The organism is Xanthomonas bonasiae, assembly GCF_017163705.1.
GTDB classification, from domain to species: domain Bacteria; phylum Pseudomonadota; class Gammaproteobacteria; order Xanthomonadales; family Xanthomonadaceae; genus Xanthomonas_A; species Xanthomonas_A bonasiae.
Genome location: NZ_JAFIWB010000038.1, coordinates 1 through 17,339 on the forward strand (window position 1 = coordinate 1; position 17,339 = coordinate 17,339).

A 17,339-nucleotide genomic window follows, 5' to 3' on the forward strand; every position below is an offset into this window, starting at 1 on the left:
GGGACTCGGGACTCGGGACTCGGGACTCGGGACTCGGGACTCGGGACTCGGGACTCGGGACTCGGGACTCGGGACTCCAGGATGCTGTCCGGCGGCAAATCGCTGTCAAGCGATTTGAGGAAAAAGCAGCCGTGCTGCGAAGAGAAGCGGCAGCCGTATTCCGGCTCAGCGGTTTTTGTGGGAAGGGCTTCAGCCCCGACGCGTTATCGGTAAGGCGTCGGGGCTGAAGCCCTTCCTACAGAAAAGCGGAAATGCGGTGCACTTGCGAAAATCCCGAATCCCGAATCCCGAATCCCGAGTCCCCAGTCCCGAGTCCCGGCCTTACTCCCCGTACCCGAACGCCTTCAACGCGGCCTCGTCGTCCGACCAGCCCTCGCGCACGCGCACCCAGGTCTCCAGGAACACCTTGGCGCCGAACAGGCGCTCCATCTGCTGCCGGGCCTTGGCGCCGATGTCCTTCAGGCGGGTGCCGCCCTTGCCGATCACGATCGCCTTCTGGCCCTCGCGCTCGACCCAGATCACCGCGCCGATGCGCAGCAGCGCGCCGTCCTCGGCGAAGCGCTCGATCTCCACCGTGGTCGCGTACGGCAGCTCTTCGCCGAGCTGGCGCATCAGCTGCTCGCGCACCAGTTCGCCGGCCAGGAAGCGCTGGCTGCGGTCGGTGATCTCGTCCTCGCCGAACATCGCCGGCGCTTCCGGCACCAGCGCCAGCAGGTCGCGCACCAACGCTTCCAGGCCCTTGCGCTTGAGCGCGGAGATCGGATGCACCGCGGCGAAGCTGCGGCCGTCGCTGACCTGCTGCAGGAACGGCAGCAGCGCGGTCTTGTCCTTGAGCCGGTCGACCTTGTTCACCACCAGCACCACCGGGATGCCGGAATCGCTGAGTACGTTGAACGCCAGCGTGTCCTCGTCGTCCCAGCGCCCGGCCTCGATCACCAGCAAGCCGGCGTCCACGCCTTCCAGCGAGCCGCGCGCGGCGCGGTTCATGACCCGGTTCATCGCGCGCTTCTGCTCGCGGTGCAGGCCGGGGGTGTCGACCAGCACCAACTGCCCTTCCGGGAAGCTGGCGATGCCCAGCAAGCGGTGCCGGGTGGTCTGCGGGCGGTTGGAGACGATGCTGACCTTGGCGCCCACCAGGGCGTTGGTCAGGGTGGACTTGCCCACGTTGGGGCGGCCGATCACGGCCACGCTGCCGCTGCGGTAAGGGGACGCTTGCTCGTTCACTTGCTGGAATCCAGTTGCTCGATGGCGGCGGCGGCGGCCTGTTGTTCGGCCAGCCGTCGCGAGGTGCCCTCGCCCTCGGTGGTGAGGGCAGGCTCGGCGAGTACGCAGCGTACCCGGAATAGCTTGGCGTGTTCGTCGCCGGTTTCGCTGATCAGCTCGTACGCCGGCAGGGCCCGCTGCCGGGCCTGCAGCCATTCCTGCAGGCGGGTCTTGGCGTCCTTCTCCGGCTTGCCGACCGGCAGTGCGGCCAGCGCCGTCTCGAACCAGGGCAGGATCACCGCACGGCAGGCCTCGAATCCGGCGTCCAGGTAGATCGCCGCGACCACCGCCTCGACCGCGTCGGCCAGGATCGAATCGCGGCGATGCCCGCCGGACTTCATCTCGCCCGGCCCCAGGGTCAGCCGCTCGCCCAGTTCCAGCTGGCGGCCGATGGTGGCCAGCGAGGCCTCGCGCACCAGTTCGGCGCGGGCGCGGGTCAGCGCGCCTTCGTCGGCCTTGGGCCAGCGCCGGTACAGCGCCTCGGCGATCAGCTGGTTGACGATGCTGTCGCCGAGGAATTCCAGCCGCTCGTTGTGCGGCGCGCCGGCGCTGCGATGCGTCAGCGCCTGCGCCAGCAGCTGCGGGTCGGCGAAGCGGTGACCGATGCGGTCGCCGCGCAGGATCGTTTTACTCGCCACCGCGCGTCGTCAGGTCCTGGGTGATGTCGAACTTGCCGACCACGTCCAGGTTGGCGACCAGCGGCTTGCGCACTTCGTAGGCCACATGCATCTTCCAGCCCGAATCCATGCGATCGAACTTGACGTCGTCCGGCTTCACGTTGTCCGAATTGTTGATGTCCAGGCGGCGGAACAGCAGCATCTTCGCCTGCGCCGGATCCATGTCGGCGCTGCCCGGCTCGGCGGCCAGGCCCTTCATCGCCGAGCGCACCGCGTAGTACTCCATGTACATCGGGAACAGCTTCATGCCGATGTAGGCGAAGAAACCGACCACCGCCAGCACGATCACGAACGACGTCAACGTCATGCCACTTTGCTTGTGCTTCATCGCGCTTCCCCTTACGCCAGAAATCACTGGATGCCGGTCCCGATCCGCGAGGGATCGAAACTGCCGCTGCAGAACCAGCCTTCGCAATTGAGCCAGACCAGGAACGCCTTGCCGCGCAGGTTCTCTTCGGGCAGGAAGTGGGTCTGGGTCCAGAAGCGGCTGTCCTCGCTATTATCCCGATTGTCGCCCATCACGAAATACTGGCCCGGCGGCACCACCCAATCGCCCTGGCCGGCCGGATTGTTGCGGTCCAGCCACTCCAGTTCGGTGTGGGTGCGGCCCGGCAGGTATTCGGTGAGCAGCGTGGACCCGGTCATCTCCGCGCCCTTGCCCTTGCCGACGTACTCGCCGCGCACCTGGTACTTCATCGGCGTGCCGTTGATGTACAGGGTATCGCCGTGGAAGCCGATGCGGTCGCCGGGCAGGCCGATGACGCGCTTGATCCAGTTCTCGTCCGGCTTGTGCGGCGGCTTGAACACCACCACGTCGCCGCGCTTGGGCTCGCTGGTCGGGATCACCTTCTGGTTGGTGATCGGCAGGCGGAAGCCGTAGGCGAACTTGTTGACCAGGATGAAATCGCCGACCAGCAGGTTCGGCATCATCGAGCTGGACGGAATCTTGTACGGCTCGGCGATGAAGCTGCGCAGGATCAGCACCACCGCCAGCACCGGGAAGAACGCCCGCGAATAATCGACCAGCACCGGCTCGGTATCCAGCAGGCCGGCGCGCGCGGCGCGGCGCTTGGCGAAGAACAGCTTGTCCAGCAACCAGACGATGCCGGTGGCGAAGGTCAGGACCACCAGCGCGATTTCAAACCATTTCATTCGTATTCCTTCGGAATGGGAATCGGGAATCGGGAACGGGGAATCGGAAAGGCAAGAGCGCCGCTCTTCCCATTCCCGATTCCCTACTCACCATTCCCAGCTACTTATCCATCTGCAGCACAGCCAGGAAGGCTTCCTGCGGGATCTCCACGCGGCCGACCTGCTTCATGCGCTTCTTGCCTTCCTTCTGTTTTTCCAGAAGTTTCTTCTTGCGCGACACGTCGCCACCATAACATTTGGCCAGCACGTTCTTGCGCATCGCCTTGACCGTGCTGCGCGAGATGATCTGCGAGCCGACCGCGGCCTGGATCGCCACGTCGAACATCTGCCGCGGGATCAGGTCCTTCATCTTTTCGCACAGTTCGCGGCCGCGCCGGTCGGCATGGCTGCGGTGCACGATGATCGACAGCGCATCGACCTTGTCGCCGTTGATCAGCGTGTCCACGCGCACGAACGGGCCGGCGTCGAAACGCAGGAAGTGGTAGTCCAGCGAGGCGTAGCCGCGCGACACCGACTTGAGCTTGTCGAAGAAATCCAGCACCACCTCGGCCATCGGCAGTTCGTAGCTGATCTGCACCTGGCTGCCCAGGTAGTTGATGCCGATCTGGCTGCCGCGCTTTTCCTCGCACAGGGTGATGATGTTGCCGACGTAGTCCGGCGGGGTCAGGATGTTGGCGCGGATGATCGGCTCGCGGATCTCCTCCACGTTGTTCAGCGGCGGCAGCTTGGACGGGTTGTCCATCGGGATCACGCTGCCGTCGGTCTTGAGCACCTCGTAGACCACGGTCGGCGCGGTCGAGATCAGGTTGAGGTCGTACTCGCGCTCCAGCCGTTCCTGCACGATTTCCATGTGCAGCATGCCGAGGAAGCCGCAGCGGAAGCCGAAGCCCATCGCCTCGGAGCTTTCCGGCTCGAAGCGCAGCGCCGCGTCGTTGAGGCGCAGCTTGTCCAGCGCCTCGCGCAGGTCCGGGTAGTCCTCGGCATCGACCGGGAACAGGCCGGCGAACACGCGCGGCTGCATTTCCTGGAAACCGGGCAGCGCATGCGGCGCCGGGTCGGCGGCCAGGGTCAGGGTGTCGCCGACCGGCGCGCCGTGCACGTCCTTGATCGAGGCGTTGATCCAGCCCACTTCGCCGGCGCCCAGCGCGGGCAGTTCCTTGCGCTTGGGGGTGAACACGCCGACCTTGTCGACCAGGTGGGTGCGGCCGGTGGACATCACCAGGATCTTGCTGCCCGGCTTGATCTCGCCCTGCATCACCCGCACCAGCGAGACCACGCCCAGGTAGTTGTCGAACCACGAGTCGATGATCAGCGCCTGCAGCTTGTCGGTATCGCGCGGCTTGGGCGGCGGGATGCGATGCACGATCGCTTCCAGCACCAGGTCCACGTTGAACCCGGTCTTGGCGCTGACCGCCACCGCGTCCTCGGCGTCGATGCCGATCACCGCCTCGATCTCGGCCTTGGCGCGGGCGATGTCGGCGGTGGGCAGGTCGATCTTGTTGAGCACCGGCACCACTTCCAGGCCCTGCTCCACCGCGGTGTAGCAGTTGGCCACCGACTGCGCTTCCACGCCCTGCGCGGCGTCGACCACCAGCAGCGCGCCCTCGCAGGCGGCCAGCGAGCGGCTGACTTCGTAGGAGAAGTCCACGTGGCCAGGCGTGTCGATGAAGTTCAGGTGGTAGACCTGCCCGTCCTTGGCCGTATACGGCAAGGACACGGACTGGGCCTTGATGGTGATGCCGCGCTCGCGCTCGATCGGGTTGGAGTCGAGCACCTGCGCTTCCATCTCGCGCGCCTGCAGGCCGCCACAGAGCTGGATGATGCGATCGGCCAGGGTCGATTTGCCGTGGTCGACGTGGGCGATGATGGAGAAATTGCGGATGTTCCGCATCGAATCAGAGGACATGAGGTGGGCGGCGGCCAGGACCGTCGTCAGGATAACGGGCCATTATCGCATGGCCGGAGGGAGCCAGGCGCCCCGGCGGCGGCGCGCGGGCGCCCGCGGCGGCGCGGGCACGGTTTCGGGACACAAACCCCAATGAAATCAATGGCGGCCAGCGAACCGGGGTTCGCTGACCGCCATGGGCACTAGCGCGATCGGCCGCTCAGTCGACGCTGATCGCGATGAACTGGCTGGCCGGGCTGCCCGGCGCGCGCACCAGCAGCATCACCACGTCGCCCTTCTTCGCGCCGGCGGTGAGCTTGCGGAACTGCGCCGCATTGGACACCGGAGTGCGCCCGACCTGCAGCACGATCATGCCCGGACGCAGCTGCGACTTGCTCGCCACCGCGCGGCTGACCTGCGCCACCTGCACGCCCTCGTCGGCGCGCAGCCCGAGCTTCTGCCGCACCGGCGCCGGGATCTCCTCCACGCTGATGCCCAGCGCGCTGCTCTCGGCGGCCTGCGGCGCCGGCGCCGCGCCACCGCGGCCCGGCTGCTGCTGGCCCATGGCCACGCCGTCGTCGCTGAGCTCGCTCAGGGTCACGCTGATGTCGCGCGGCTTGCCGTCGCGGATCACGGTGACCCGCGCCTTGCTGCCCGGCGGCAGCATGCCCACCAGCGGCGGCAGGTCCTCGCGCGTGTTGATCTTCTGCCCGTTGAAGGCAACGATGAAGTCGCCCGGCTCGATCCCGGCCTTGGCCGCGCCGCTGCCCGGCTGCACGCCGTTGACCAGCGCGCCGCGCGTATCGGTCAGGCCCAGGCCCTTGGCCTCCACATCGCTGATGTTCGGCTGCATGGTCACGCCGAGCATGCCGCGGCTGACCTTGCCGGTCTTCTTGATCTGCTCGACCGCGCTCATCGCCAGGTCGATCGGGATCGCGAAGCTGATGCCCATGTAGCCGCCGGACGCGGAGAAGATCTGCGAGTTGATGCCGACCACCTCGCCGCGGGTATTGAGCAGCGGACCGCCGGAATTGCCCTGGTTGATTGCCACGTCGGTCTGGATGAACGGCACGTAGCGCTGGTCGGCGTACGGGTTGCTGCGGCCGGTGGCGCTGACGATGCCGGCGGTGACCGAGTGGTCCAGGCCGAACGGCGAACCGATCGCGACCACCCACTGGCCGGGCTTGAGCATGTTGGAATCGCCCACGCGCACCGTCGGCAGGTTCTTGCCGTCGATCTTCAGCAGCGCCACGTCGTACTGCTGGTCGCTGCCGACCACCTTGGCGGTGAACTCGCGGCGGTCGGTCAGCTTGACCTTGACCTCGCTGGCGCCATCGACCACGTGGTGGTTGGTCAGCACGTAGCCGTCGGGCGAGATGATGAAGCCCGAGCCCATCGAGCGGCCGCCGGGGGTCGCGTCGTCTTCGTCCGGCCCTTGCTGGCCAGGCATGCCCGGCTGGCCCGGGATCCCGTCCGGCCCGAAGAAGCGGCGGAAGAATTCCGGGATCTGCGCATCGTCGGGCATGCCGCCGGCGCCGGCGCGCGTGGCCGCGGCCTTGCGGCTGATCGTGGTCTCGACGTTGACCACGCCGGGGCCGACCTGTTCGACCAGGTTGGTGAAATCGGGCAAGCCGGCGACCAGCTGCGGCGCAGGCGCCGCGCGCGCGGCCGGCGCGGCGGCAGCGGGCGCGGCCGACTCGGGCTGCTGCGCGCAGGCGGCCAGCGGCAGGGTCAGGGCCAACACGCCCAGCAGATGGTTGCGGATACGGTGAGTCATCGGACGCGAGCCTCCGGTTCGGGAAAGGGATGGAAAACAACGGCGGTGCCGCGGGCACCGCGCGCCGGAGCGAAGCACGCGCTTCGACCGACGCCTGGGTTCAAGGCTGCTGCGGCAACGGCGCGGGCGCCGCGTCGGCCGGCAGCCGCGGCTCGAACGGATAGAACGCCGCCGACGCGCCCTGGCGCGGGAAACTGGCGGTGAACTCGCCGCTGGACGCCGCCGGCGCCAGTGCCGAGCGCGGCCATGGCCGCGCCTGCAGCGGTGCGGGCTGGTGCGCGAACGGATCGCCGGCATGTTGCTGCGCGAGCGCCTGGCCGGTCGCCGTGGCCGGCAGCGGCAGCGCGGTCGCCGCTGGCCGCGACGGGGCCGCGGCGGCGATCGCGCGTACCGGCTCGGCGGCCCGCGCCGCGCTGCTGCGCGCGGCCTGCTGGGTTCGGGTCGCGCCGCGGCGGGTGGCGGCGTCCTGGCGCCGGTGCGCGGCGATGGCCACTGCCGGCGCCGCGGCGACCGCCGCGCCGAGGTCGCCCTGCGGATCTGCCGGTGCCGGTGCCGGCACCTGCGGCACGGCCGCCGGAACCGCAGGCGCGGCGGCAGGAGCGCTTGAGCTGGCGACCTGCACGGGCGCTGCCGCCGGCGCCGCATCGGGCAGGCGCTCGCGGGTCATGAACAAGGCGATCGCGGCGACCGAGGCCGCCAGCGCCGCGCTTCCGCCCCAGCGCCAGGTGCGGCGGCTGCCGGCGGCATCGCTGGCGCGCGCCACCTCGGCGCGTTGCGCCTTGGCCGCCACCGCCTGGCGCACGCGCTCGCCGAAATCGGCGGGTGCCGGCATGCAGACGCGGCCGCGCAGGATGTCGCCGCACAGCTGCCAGCGTTCGTGGCAACCGGCAAGCTCCTCGTCGTGCTGCAGCCGGCGCACCACGAAGCGCGCCTCGTCGGCCGGCAGCTCGCCGTCGATCAACGCCGACAGCTGCTGCCGGTAGTGCAGTTCGAACTTGTCCGGCGGCGTGGCGCCGGGCGTCGGCTCGGGCTGGGAAATGGGCGTGCTATCGGTCATACGCGGTGTCGCTCACGAGTGGCGCTGTCGGTATCCAGCAGGGGACGGAGTTCGGCGTCGATGGCGTCCCGCGCACGGAAGATGCGCGAGCGCACCGTGCCGATCGGGCAACCCATCTTCTGCGCGATGTCCTCGTAACTCATCCCGTCCACCTCGCGCAGGGTGATGGCGGTTCGCAATTCCTCCGGCAACGCATTCACCGCCTTCATCACCGTCTGTTCCAGCTCCTGGCGCATCAGTTCGCGCTCGGGCGTGTCGGTGTCGCGCAAGCGCGTGCCGCTGTCGAACTGCTCGGCATCGAGCACGTCGACGTCGTCGGTCGGAGGCCTGCGGTTGTGCGCAACCAGGTAGTTCTTGGCGGTGTTCACGGCGATACGGTGCAACCATGTAGAGAACTGGGCGTCGCCACGGAAGTTCCCTATCGCGCGGTAGGCGCGGATGAAGGTGTCCTGTGCCACGTCCTGACATTCGCTCCAGTCGGCGATGTAGCGCCCGATCAGGCCGACGATCCGGTGTTGGTACTTGCGCACCAGCACATCGAACGCCGCGCTTTCGCCGCGCTGCACACGCCGGACCAGTTCCAGGTCCAGCTCCTGAGGTGTTTCGACATCGGCCATAACGGGCCGCACTCCTGTCAGCCCAACCTACGTCGGACCATCTGACCGCCAATTCGGAAAAAAGTTCAGCGTCCCTGCGGACCGCCGCCCCACGACGTTAACCCGCATTCCGTTAGGCTGGCGGCATGCCAGCGGTCGCGGGACCCGCGTCACTCCCCTGTGGATTGGGATTTGACGCAACGGAAACAACCTCTGGATGATAACGATCTTCTCCATACATAAGCGGATGGTCCTCCCCATGCTTTCAGGCTTCGACGGGCTCCGATTCAGTCACTGGCAAGCGGATATCCGCGACGACGGCGTCGTCGTGCTCAGCCTCGACCGCCAGGACGCGCCCGTCAACGCGCTGTCGCAGGACGTGCTGCTGGAGCTGGGCGATCTGCTCGAACGCATCGCCATCGACCCGCCCAAGGGCGTGGTGATCCGCTCGGCCAAGGCCAATGGCTTCATCGCCGGCGCGGACCTGAAGGAATTCCAGGAATTCGACCGCCGCGGCACCGTCAACGACGCGATCCGCCGCGGCCAGGCCACCTTCCAGAAACTGGCCGAACTGCCCTGCCCGACCGTGGCCGCGATCCACGGTTTCTGCATGGGCGGCGGCACCGAGATCGCGCTGGCCTGCCGCTACCGGGTCGCCTCCAGCGACGGTTCCACCCGCATCGGCCTGCCCGAGACCAAGCTCGGCATCTTTCCCGGCTGGGGCGGCAGCGCGCGCCTGCCGCGGCTGATCGGCGCGCCCGCGGCGATGGACCTGATGCTGACCGGGCGCACCGTATCGGCATCGGCGGCCCGCGCGATGGGCCTGGTCGACAAGGTCGCCGCACCGGCGGTGCTGGTCGATACCGCGGTCGCGCTGGCCTTGACCGGCAGCGCGCGCCCGTTCAAGCAGCGCGCCACCGCCTGGGCCACCAACACCTGGCCGGCGCGCAAGCTGCTGGCGCCGCAGATGCGCAAGCAGGTCGCGCGCAAGGCGCGCAAGGAACACTACCCGGCGCCGTACGCGCTGATCGGCGTCTGGGAGCGCAGCGGCGGCGGCGGCATCCAGGCGCGGCTGGACGCCGAGCGCAAGGCCGTGGTCAAGCTGGCGAGCACGCCGACCGCGCGCAACCTGATCCGCATCTTCTTCCTCACCGAGCGGCTCAAGGCGCTGGGCGGGAAAGACCATGGCATCCGCCACGTGCACGTGGTCGGCGCCGGGGTGATGGGCGGCGACATCGCCGCCTGGTCGGCCTACAAGGGTTTCGAGGTGACGCTGCAGGATCGCGAGCAGCGCTTCATCGATGGCGCGCTGAGCCGCGCCGGCGAGCTGTTCGCCAAGCGGGTCAAGGACGACAGCAAGCGCCCGGCGGTGGCGGCGCGGCTGAAGGGCGACCTGGCCGGCGACGGCGTGCCGGTGGCCGACCTGGTGATCGAGGCGATCGTGGAGAATCCGCAGGCCAAGCGCGAGCTGTACCAGTCGCTGGAGCCGCGGATGCAGCCCGATGCGCTGCTCAGCACCAACACCTCCTCGATCCCGCTGACCGAACTGCGCGAGCACATCCAGCGCCCGGCGCAGTTCGCCGGCCTGCACTACTTCAACCCGGTGGCGCAGATGCCGCTGGTGGAGATCGTCTGCCACGACGGCCTGGCCGCGGACAACCAGAAGCGGCTGGCCGCGTTCTGCAAGGCGATCGACAAGCTGCCGGTGCCGGTCGCCGGCACGCCCGGCTTCCTGGTCAACCGGGTGCTGTTCCCGTACCTGCTGGAAGCGGCCACCGCGTACGCCGAGGGCATCCCCGGCCCAGCGCTCGACAAGGCCGCGGTGAAGTTCGGCATGCCGATGGGGCCGATCGAACTGATCGACACCGTGGGCCTGGACGTGGCCGCCGGGGTCGGCGCGGAACTGGCGCCGTTCCTGGGCCTGCCGATCCCCGCCGCGCTGCAGACGGTGGAACCGGGCAAGCGCGGCAAGAAGGATGGCCAGGGCCTGTACGCCTGGGAAAACGGCCGCGCGAAAAAGCCGGAAGTGGACAAGGACTACCAGGCGCCGGCCGATCTGGAAGACCGCCTGATCCTGCCGCTGCTCAACGAGGCGGTGGCCTGCCTGCACGACGGCGTGGTCGCCGATGCGGACCTGCTCGACGCCGGGGTGATCTTCGGCACCGGCTTCGCCCCGTTCCGCGGCGGTCCGATCCAGTACATCCGTGCGGCCGGCGCCGACGCGCTGCTGGAGCGCCTGCGCGCCCTGCAGGCGCGCTACGGCGAGCGCTTCGCGCCGCGCCCGGGCTGGGATTCGCCGGTGCTGCGCGAGCCGGTGGCCTGAATCCGCCGTGCGTCCTCTGCGCTCCCTGTAGGAGCGGCTTCAGCCGCGACAAGCGTTACCGAGAGATCCTGTCGCGGCTGAAGCCGCTCCTACAGGAAGGGGAAGACGCCTGATCCCGTGTCACGGATGCGAATGCCCATGCGCGCCGTGCGCATGGCCGTGCCGATGCCCATGATCGTCGTGCTGGCCGTGCCCGTGATCCGCATGCTCGTCGCGCGCTCCCTGCGCAGCGCGCGCCGGCGTGCCGCACGGCTCTGCGCCGCAGTGCCCGGCTTCCATCTGCAGGGTGATGTGGTCGATGTCGAAGCGCGCATGCAGGCCATCGCACAGGGCCGCGCGCAACGCGTCGGCATCGGCGCCGTCGGCGATCACCACGTGCGCGGTCAGCGCCGGCGTGCTGGAGGCCAGCGCCCACACGTGCAGGTCGTGCACGTCCTCCACGCCGGGAACGCCGCGCAGATAGCCGCGCACCGCGGCCATGTCCACGCCCTTGGGCACGCCTTCCAGCAGCACGTTGATCGCCTCGCGCAGCAGCACCCAGGTGCGCGGCAGCACCCACAGGCCGATCAGCACCGCCAGGATCGGATCGATCACCTTCCAGCCGGTGAGGCGGATCGCCAGCGCGCCGGCGATCACCGCCACCGAGCCGAGCATGTCGCTCCACACTTCCAGGTAGGCACCCTTCATGTTGAGGCTCTCGCCGCTGCCGGCCTTGAGCAGGCGCATCGAGATCAGGTTGATCAGCAGGCCGAACGCGGCGATGCCGAGCATGCCGACCGTGGCCACGTCCTGCGGCTGGCGGAACCGTTGCACCGCTTCCCACAGGATGTAGGCGGCGACCACGAACAGCATGCCGCCATTGAACAGCGCGCCCAGCGCCTCCAGCCGCGCGTAGCCGTAGGTACGCTTGGCATCGGGCGGGCGCCGGCTCAGCCGCACCGCGACCAGCGCGATCATCAGCGCCAGGGTGTCGGTGGCCATGTGCGCGGCGTCGGACAGCAGCGCCAGGCTGTTGGTCAGGAACGCGCCGGCGATCTCCACCAGCAGGAACGTGGCGGTCAGCCCCAGCGCCCACCACAGGGGTTTCTCGTGGCGGATCTCGGTCGGTGCGTGGCTGTGGTCGTGTCCCATGAGCTGGCCTGGCGGTGCGTGCGAAGAAGATGCGCCACCTTAGATCGGCCCTGCGGCGGAGACTATTACACCGCGGCTGCATGCGGCTGGCCCATTGAGCCACTGCGCGGATGCAACGCTGGAGCCGCTACCGGCGACGCAGCGTGAAGTGATCGATCCAGCGGCAGCCGCACCGTCGCCAGGAGTCGCTGCCGCACGCGAACGCAGCGGCGCGATGCGTTCCGGGGATCGGTTCGCTCCTGCTGGCTGCGACAGCGCGCAGCATGCGCACAGCATCTGCGGCCATCCCGCGCGTCACGGCAGCCACCACACCAGCAGCGCGCTGATGCCGGCCAGCGCCAGCAGCGACAGCGTGCCCGCGGCCAGCACGCGGCCGCCGGAGGCCAGCACCGAGCGCAGGTTCACCGACAGGCCCAGCGCCGCCATCGCCACCAGGGTCAGCAGCGCCGACACGCGCTGCGCCGCGTCCGCCAACGCCAGCGGCAACAGGCCCGAGGAGCGCAGCAGCAGCATGCCGACGAAGCCCAGCACGAACCACGGCAGCAGGCGGTGCAGCGGCAACCGCGCGGCGCCCGGCCGGCCGGCGGTCAGCCCGAGCAGCAGCATCACCGGCCCCAGCATCACCACCCGCATCAGCTTGACCAAGGCGCCGACCTGCGCGCTGATGGCACCCACCGGCAGCGTCGCCGCCAGCACCTGCGGCACCGCGTACACGGTCATGCCGGCGAGGATGCCGTAGTGGCGCTGATCCAGGCCGAACAGCGGCACCGCCAGCGGCAAGGCCAGCACCACCACGATGCCCAGCGCCGCAGTGAACGCGATCGAGGCGGCCACCTCGTCCGAATCGGCGTCGATCACCGGCGCCGCGGCGACGATCGCCGAGTTGCCGCAGATCGCATTGCCGCAGGCCACCAGCGTGGCCAGCCGTGCCGGCAGCCCCAGCAGGCGGCCGATGCCGTAGCCGATGCCGATCGCCAGCAGCACGGTGGCCGCGATCAGTCCCAGCAGCAGGCCGCCAGCCGCGCCGACCGCACTGAAGCTGACCGATGCGCCGAGCAGCACGATCGCCACTTCCAGCGGCAGCTTGGCGGCGAACGCGATGCCGGCGTCAGCGCGTGCCGGCAGATGCGACGCGGTGCGCAGCAGCGTGCCGAGCGCGATCGCGAACACCAGCGCATCGATCCACGGCCGGCCCAGCCAGCGCAGTTGCGCCTGCTCCGTCAGCGACGCCAGCGCGGCGACCGCGATCGCCAACAGCAGCCCCGGCAACAGTGCCGCGCCCTTGTCCCGTGCCTTGTACATTGCCGCCACCCTGTCGAAGTGGCCGCAGGATGCGCCCGGCTATCCTGTCATTCCATCGCATAATGCCGGATAGTTCGTTCGTCCCAATCGAACGATCCCGCCGTGACCCTGGAACAACTCGCCCTGTTCGTCGCCGTCGCCGAACGCCAGCACCTGACCCTGGGTGCGCAGGCCGCGCATCGCACGCCGTCGGCGGCCAGCGCCGCGATCAAGGCGCTGGAAACCCGGTACGGCGTGCCGCTGTTCGACCGGGTCGGGCGCGGCATCGCGCTGACCGCCGCCGGCGCGGCATTCTTCGAGGAAGCCAAGGCGATCCTGGCGCGCACCCGCGCCGCGGAACTGGCCTTGAGCGAATGGCGCGGCGTGCTGCGCGGCACCCTGGACCTGCACGCCAGCCAGACCGTGGCCAGCTACTGGCTGCCGACGCGGCTGATGGCCTTCCACGCGCGCTTCCCGCAGATCCAGATCCGCCTGAGCGTCGGCAACACCGAAAGCGTGGCGCGCGCGGTGCTCGAGGGACGTGCGGAACTGGGTTTCGTCGAAGGCGGCGTGCACGATCCGCAGTTGCAGCTGTCCGCGCTCGGCCACGATCGCCTGCTGGTGGTCGCCGCGCCGGCCCATCCGCTGGCCGGACGCCTGCGCCTGGGCCTGCCGCGGCTGGCCGAGGCCAGCACCTGGATCATGCGCGAAGCCGGCTCGGGCACGCGTTCGGAGTTCGAAGCGGCGCTGCGCGCGGCCGGGGTCGCACCGGAACGCCTGCGCGTGGCGCTGACCCTGCCCTCGAACGAGGCGGTGCTGTCGGCGGTGCACGCCGGCCACAGCCTGGCGGCGATCTCGCAGCTGGCGGCCGCGCCGTGGCTGGAGAGCGGCCGCCTGCAGCGCGTCGGCACGGCGCTGGGCGCGCGCACGTTCCACGCGTTGCGCCATCGCGAACGCAGCCTGGGGGCGGCGGCGGCGGCACTGCTCGACAGCGGTGACGCCACGGATGCACCTGGCTGAGGCCGACACCCGCCGGCACAATCGCGGCGATCGGCGCGCCGCGCGCAGCCGCGTCGGCACACACACTTCGGTCTTGCGCAGGCGCCACAGCGAAGGCGCCGCGCCGCCCTGCCCCGCCGCGGCGGGCGCCGTGCGCAGCCGCCGACAGCGCCGCAGCGCTTGCTGCCATGCCGCTTTGCAACATGGCGATCAATTCCAAAACAAGATAGCCGACGCAAAATGCTTCATTGGAATGGAATGGCTACGCCTCCTATGCTCGCCCCAGTTCCAGGCAATCGCAGCGGCGGCAAGGGGCCACGTCCGCCACCGACGGCGACCGGAACGCAACAAGCCTCGCGCAGCGAGGCCGCGATGCACCACACGTTCGCAATGTCCGCATGGCTACAGGCCCTGCGACCCTGCCAGCGCGGCCAGGATCGGATTGCCCGGTCCCATTTCAACTTGCTCGGTAACTTTCGTCCTGGGAGGGAACAAAGATGCCTTTTCAACACCAGTGTCGCCCGGCTTGCCGGCGCGCGCAGCACCAGGCCGCCCGCACGCTGCTCGGCTCGGCCATCGTCCTGGCCCTGGCCAGCAGCTTCGGCGCCCACGCGCAGAGCGTCGCCGCCGATCCGGCGCCGCCGGCCGGCACCGCGAGCGGCGATGCCGGGCAGGCACCGGTCACCCTGGACAACGTGATGGTGATCGGCCAGCGCGCCAGCCTCGACCAGGCGGTGCAGGCCAAGCAGCTCGACGACCACGTGGTCGAGGTGATCTCTGCCGACAACATGGGGCAGATGCCCAACGTCACCGTGGCCGAGGCGCTGGTGCGCCTGCCCGGCGTCAACGGCACCCGCGACCGCGGCAACGAAAGCCTGGCCACGGTGCGCGGCCTGGGTCCGCGCATGACCATGGGCACCGTCAACGGCCGCGAGATCGCCTCCTCCGAACCCAACCGCGCGGTGCGCTGGGAAGTGTTCCCCACCGAGATCGTCTCCACGGTCAAGGTCTACAAGACCCAGTCGGCGGACCTGGTGGCCGGCGGCATCGCCGCCACGGTGGACATCTCCACGATCAGCCCGCTCGACCATACCGGCCCCACGTTCGTCGGCACCGCCGGCCCGATCTACTACGACGAGGCCAAGGACGTGGACGGCTATTCGCCATGGGGCAGCCGCCTCGGCGCCAGCTGGATCCACCGCTTCAACGACAACCTGGCCATTGCGCTCGGCGCCACCTACCAGAAGCAGAAGAACGCTGGCGTCTCGATCGGCAGCTGGGGCTACACCGACGACAGCAACGCGCGCGACGTCGATGGCGACGGCAAGGTCGATTACACGCCGTGGGGCGCGGCCGACCAGCTCAAGCTGACCGAACAGACCCGGACCGGCGCGATGGGCACCGTGCAGTGGCGCTCGGGCAACTTCGAACTCAAGCTCGACGGCCTGTATTCGCGGATCAAGATCGACGAGGACCAGCGCCAGAACTGGTTCAACAACCTCGGCTACAGCATCTTTTCCGCCAGCAACCCTTACACCACGCCGGGTTCGTCCTACACCATCGTCGACGGCGACGTGGTCGCCGCCACGCTGGCCGATTCCAACCTGCAGGTGGACCACGTCATCAGCCACTACAGCGAGGTCAAGACGCTCGCCGCCGGCGGCCTCAACGCGAAGTGGAGCGGCGACGTGTGGACCCTGGGCGGCGACCTGTCGTTCTCGCAGGCCAAGCGCGACAACGACTGGCGCGCGGTGCGCTTCGGCAGCAATCCGGACACCGTGTCCTTCGACTTCCGCCACGGCGTCACCCCCACCATCAGCACCAGCTCCGACACGCCGGAATGGGGCATCAGCGGGCAGACCGAGCCGCAGGCGCTGCGCGACCGGATCGCGGCGCTGGCGCTCAGCGCCAGCCGCACGATCGCCGATTCGCCGATCACCGCGCTGCAGTTCGGCGCGCGCGCGGCGCGGCGCGAGAAGGAGAACCGCCACTTCACCAGCTTCCAGTCCGGCTACGACCAGCCGATCTCCGCCTACCAGGACCTGATCCATCCGGTGCAGATGCCCGACCTCAACGTGCCGACGCTGACCGGCGGCGATCTGGACGCGATCGCCAGGCTCGGCTTCGGCGGCTTCGATCCGGGCCTGAACACCGAACAGCTGCTGGACCACTGGAACGTCAAGGAAAACGTGCGCGAAGCCTTCGCCAAGGCGGTGTTCAGTTCGCAATGGTTCGGCATCGACGTCACCGGCAACATCGGCGTGCGCGCGGTCCACACCGACACCACCAGCGACGGCTACGACACGGTCGGCGGCGTGGTCCAGCCCAGCAGCGCCAGCAACGACTACACCGACGTGCTGCCCAGCGCCACGCTCAACTTCCTGCTCGACGACGAGCGCATCCTGCGCTTCTCGGTGGCCAAGGTGATCGCGCGGCCCCCGCTGGACGAACTGCGCACCGGCCGAGCGCTCGACGACCCCAACACCACCGTCGGCCAGCTCACCGGCAGCGGCGGCAACCCGCAACTGAATCCGTTCCGCGCCACCCAGCTCGACCTGTCCTACGAGTGGTACTTCCACAAGGAAGCGCTGGCCGCGCTGGCGCTGTACCGCAAGTGGGTGGACTCGAGCATCGGCTACAAGACCCAGCACGAGACCATCGACGGCCGCGACTACCTGATCAGCGGCCCGTTCAACGGCGGCGGCGGCTACATCAACGGCGCCGAACTGACCTTCCAGACGCCGTTCTTCTTCATCCCGCACATGGAGAACTTCGGCGTCTACTCGAACTATTCCTACGTCGAGTCCAACCTGCACGAGTTCTCGCCGGCCGACGATCCGCTGCCGCTCAGCGGCCTGGCGCGCAACACCGGCACCTTCGACCTGTGGTACAGCAACAGCAAGTTCGAAGCGCGCGTGGGTTACAAGTACCACAGCCCCTACACCGTGGTGTACGGCTGGAACGCCGCGCGCCTGGCGCGGCTGGAAAGCGAAGGCACGGTGGACCTGAGCCTGGCCTGGCGCTTCAGCGAGCACCTAGGGCTGAAGTTCCAGGTCGGCAACCTGACCAACGAGCCGTTGCGCGCCTACAGCGACAACAAGCGCAACCGCCTGGCCAACCAGGACGACGGTGGCTATCAGCTGTTCGGCCGCCGCTTCGCGCTGGAAGCCACCTACACGTTCTGAGCCCTTCTGCCGC

General features: G+C 69.1%; 13 protein-coding genes. 3 read left to right on the top strand and 10 right to left on the bottom strand.

Annotation, left to right across the window (positions count from 1 at the left end; translation table 11 throughout):
* Positions 1-321: 321 nt before the first annotated feature.
* The 8 genes from era to rpoE all read right to left on the bottom strand — a co-directional run bounded on the left by era (position 322) and on the right by rpoE (position 8,428).
* A complete protein-coding gene (era, locus tag JR064_RS21380; protein ID WP_179563684.1) occupies positions 322-1,224 on the bottom strand; it encodes a GTPase Era in 903 nt (300 codons plus the stop codon).
* Entirely contained in the window at positions 1,221-1,901 is a 681-nt protein-coding gene (rnc, locus tag JR064_RS21385; protein ID WP_179563683.1) for a ribonuclease III, read from the bottom strand. Before rnc ends, era begins: the two co-directional genes overlap by 4 nt.
* Positions 1,891-2,268: a DUF4845 domain-containing protein gene (locus JR064_RS21390; RefSeq protein ID WP_179563682.1), complete on the bottom strand. Its 378-nt coding sequence runs from the start codon at positions 2,266-2,268 to the stop codon at positions 1,891-1,893. The genes rnc and JR064_RS21390 overlap by 11 nt, the downstream gene beginning before the upstream one ends.
* A gap of 23 nt (positions 2,269-2,291) precedes the next feature.
* The gene (gene lepB, locus JR064_RS21395; RefSeq protein WP_009583229.1) at positions 2,292-3,092 is read right to left on the bottom strand and encodes a signal peptidase I; all 801 of its coding nucleotides are present in this window, start codon (positions 3,090-3,092) and stop codon (positions 2,292-2,294) included.
* Between the two features lie 100 nt (positions 3,093-3,192).
* Complete coding sequence (lepA, locus tag JR064_RS21400; protein WP_179565498.1) at positions 3,193-4,983, bottom strand: translation elongation factor 4; 1,791 nt, start codon at positions 4,981-4,983, stop codon at positions 3,193-3,195.
* Positions 4,984-5,197: 214 nt separating this feature from the next.
* Positions 5,198-6,754, bottom strand: coding sequence for a DegQ family serine endoprotease (locus tag JR064_RS21405; RefSeq protein WP_206231062.1), 1,557 nt, complete (start codon positions 6,752-6,754; stop codon positions 5,198-5,200).
* Positions 6,755-6,854: 100 nt separating this feature from the next.
* Complete coding sequence (locus JR064_RS21410; RefSeq protein WP_206231063.1) at positions 6,855-7,811, bottom strand: sigma-E factor negative regulatory protein; 957 nt, start codon at positions 7,809-7,811, stop codon at positions 6,855-6,857.
* The gene (gene rpoE, locus JR064_RS21415) at positions 7,808-8,428 is read right to left on the bottom strand and encodes an RNA polymerase sigma factor RpoE (RefSeq protein ID WP_053835168.1); all 621 of its coding nucleotides are present in this window, start codon (positions 8,426-8,428) and stop codon (positions 7,808-7,810) included. The genes JR064_RS21410 and rpoE overlap by 4 nt, the downstream gene beginning before the upstream one ends.
* Before the next feature lie 238 nt (positions 8,429-8,666).
* On the opposite strand from rpoE, the gene JR064_RS21420 reads away from it, so the two are divergent.
* Positions 8,667-10,730, top strand: coding sequence for a 3-hydroxyacyl-CoA dehydrogenase NAD-binding domain-containing protein (locus tag JR064_RS21420; RefSeq protein WP_179563679.1), 2,064 nt, complete (start codon positions 8,667-8,669; stop codon positions 10,728-10,730).
* A 120-nt stretch (positions 10,731-10,850) separates the two neighbouring features.
* Here JR064_RS21420 and JR064_RS21425 read toward each other — a convergent pair whose 3' ends face one another.
* Positions 10,851-11,861 carry a cation diffusion facilitator family transporter gene (locus JR064_RS21425; RefSeq protein WP_179563678.1) on the bottom strand — a complete coding sequence of 337 codons (1,011 nt, stop codon included), beginning with the start codon at positions 11,859-11,861 and terminating at the stop codon, positions 10,851-10,853.
* Between the two features lie 294 nt (positions 11,862-12,155).
* Positions 12,156-13,163, bottom strand: coding sequence for a YeiH family protein (locus tag JR064_RS21430; RefSeq protein WP_179563677.1), 1,008 nt, complete (start codon positions 13,161-13,163; stop codon positions 12,156-12,158).
* A 102-nt stretch (positions 13,164-13,265) separates the two neighbouring features.
* On the opposite strand from JR064_RS21430, the gene JR064_RS21435 reads away from it, so the two are divergent.
* Positions 13,266-14,162, top strand: coding sequence for a LysR family transcriptional regulator (locus JR064_RS21435; protein ID WP_191824861.1), 897 nt, complete (start codon positions 13,266-13,268; stop codon positions 14,160-14,162).
* Between the two features lie 476 nt (positions 14,163-14,638).
* A complete protein-coding gene (locus JR064_RS21440) occupies positions 14,639-17,326 on the top strand; it encodes a TonB-dependent receptor (protein ID WP_206231064.1) in 2,688 nt (895 codons plus the stop codon).
* Positions 17,327-17,339 lie beyond the last annotated feature (13 nt).

Bases quoted from the DNA above. Each gene is read 5' to 3' on its own strand.
- JR064_RS21390 (WP_179563682.1), bottom strand. From the start codon at position 2,268: ATGAAGCACAAGCAAAGTGGCATGACGTTGACGTCGTTCGTGATCGTG.
- lepB (WP_009583229.1), bottom strand. From the start codon at position 3,092: ATGAAATGGTTTGAAATCGCGCTGGTGGTCCTGACCTTCGCCACCGGC.
- lepA (WP_179565498.1), bottom strand. From the start codon at position 4,983: ATGCGGAACATCCGCAATTTCTCCATCATCGCCCACGTCGACCACGGC.
- JR064_RS21405 (WP_206231062.1), bottom strand. From the start codon at position 6,754: ATGACTCACCGTATCCGCAACCATCTGCTGGGCGTGTTGGCCCTGACC.
- JR064_RS21410 (WP_206231063.1), bottom strand. From the start codon at position 7,811: ATGACCGATAGCACGCCCATTTCCCAGCCCGAGCCGACGCCCGGCGCC.
- rpoE (WP_053835168.1), bottom strand. From the start codon at position 8,428: ATGGCCGATGTCGAAACACCTCAGGAGCTGGACCTGGAACTGGTCCGG.
- JR064_RS21420 (WP_179563679.1), top strand. From the start codon at position 8,667: ATGCTTTCAGGCTTCGACGGGCTCCGATTCAGTCACTGGCAAGCGGAT.
- JR064_RS21425 (WP_179563678.1), bottom strand. From the start codon at position 11,861: ATGGGACACGACCACAGCCACGCACCGACCGAGATCCGCCACGAGAAA.
- JR064_RS21430 (WP_179563677.1), bottom strand. From the start codon at position 13,163: ATGTACAAGGCACGGGACAAGGGCGCGGCACTGTTGCCGGGGCTGCTG.
- JR064_RS21440 (WP_206231064.1), top strand. From the start codon at position 14,639: ATGCCTTTTCAACACCAGTGTCGCCCGGCTTGCCGGCGCGCGCAGCAC.